The sequence below is a fragment of the Treponema sp. R8-4-B8 genome (assembly GCF_054786175.1).
The window spans coordinates 1-437 of the sequence record NZ_BDHE01000438.1; the positions used below are offsets into that span (position 1 = coordinate 1).

Annotated in this window: 1 pseudogene; it reads left to right on the plus strand. The window is 52.6% G+C overall.

Features of this window, described 5'->3' with window-relative positions:
* Window positions 1-437 (plus strand): annotated as a pseudogene (gene pgi, locus ACYVRA_RS09140) (glucose-6-phosphate isomerase); the annotation flags it as partial.

Below are 437 nucleotides of genomic sequence, written 5' to 3' on the forward strand. Positions count from 1 at the left end.
TAGTAAAAGACAAACTGGAAAAAGCCGGCCTTGACCCCAGCAAGCATATGATCGCCGTAACAAGCGAAACAAGCCCTCTTGCGCGTAACAGCGCCTATCTTGACTCTTTCTACATTGACGACTATGTGGGAGGACGTTATTCGTCATCATCCTCCGTCGGCGGCTGCGTCCTGTCTCTCGCCTTCGGCCCTGAAACTTTTAAGGAGTTTCTAGCCGGTGCCGCCGAAACAGACAAGCTCGCCTTAGAACCGGATATTCTTAAAAACGCCGCTCTCCTTGACGCGCTAATCGGCGTTTGGGAACGCAACTTTTTACAGTACCCGTACACGGCGGTTTTGCCGTACAGTCAGGTGCTTTCCCGCTTCCCCGCGCATTTGCAGCAGATGGACATGGAATCAAACGGCAAGCGCGTAAACCGCTTTGGTGAGCCTGTCAAA